Here is a 1,000-nt window from a genome sequence, read left to right as displayed (position 1 = left end):
CAACCGGAGTGGGCCGGAACCGTTGATGGGCGCGGGAGCACGGTTACGGAGCTCCTGTTCCCACCTCGCAAGCGTCTCGCCGGGTCCGTAGCCCTGTGAACCTAATGCTCGCAGCAGAGCCACGAGCAGGTCATCTCGCATTTGTTCGGTGGGCAACGGCAGCGGGTCGCCCTTCACCTGCGCATCAGCCTGCTCCGCCACCTTGTCCAAAAAGCCTGAATCCATGTCCGGCTTTTCAGTAAGCCTCGACCACGGCCACTTGAATGCCCATTGCGCGATGGACTGCCGCATGCCTGCCCCACCATTGGCCATCCGGTACGAGCCCATCGCCGCGCGGCGCAGCGCCCAAGAATAGCGGACCGCATCATCGATCTCCTGCAAGGTCGCGACGTCGTCGTGCACCAACCAAAGCGCCTCACGCGAAATTGCGTCCTGCAGTCGGTTGGCGATAAACCCATCCACCTCTTTGCGCACAACGAGCGGATGCATCCCAATTGCCCGGTAGATCGCCGCCGCTCGCTCGAGCGCCTCGGGCACCGTGCGCTCCCCGGCACACAGCTCAACAAGCGGCAGCAGGTACACAGGTTGGAACGGGTGCGCGACGAGGAAGAACTCCGGGTGGTCCATCTCCGCTTGCAGCAACGACGGCTTAAATCCCGAGGTCGAGGAACAGATCAGGGTGCCTTGCCGTGCCGCGCGGGCAGCCGCTGCGAGCAGCTGCTGCTTTAGCTCCAAGCGCTCCGGCGCCGATTCCTGCACGAGGTCTACGCCGCGCACGGCGTCCGCAACCGACTCGACCACCGTCAGCGATCCTTCCGGCGGTAGCCGGACCGGCGTCAACTGTCGAAACGCCCGTCGCGCGCTGGCGAGGACTGTTTGCACATGCTCAACTGCGTTGGGTGCTGGATCGTAGAGCAGCACGTCAATTCCATTCAGGATGAAGCGCGCTGCCCATCCGCCGCCAATGACACCGCCTCCAAGAAGACCAACTGCGCGCGGC

Annotated in this window: 1 protein-coding gene; it reads right to left on the bottom strand. The window is 64.1% G+C overall.

Annotation, left to right across the window (positions count from 1 at the left end):
- The coding region (locus ACIPUD_RS39795; protein WP_446482994.1) for a 3-hydroxyacyl-CoA dehydrogenase NAD-binding domain-containing protein at nt 1-1,000 on the bottom strand (1,000 nt) is incomplete at both ends.

Source organism: Bradyrhizobium sp. CAR08 (assembly GCF_052871955.1).
Note: the sequence above shows the minus strand (reverse complement) of the source record. Positions and strands in the feature narration are given on the sequence as shown.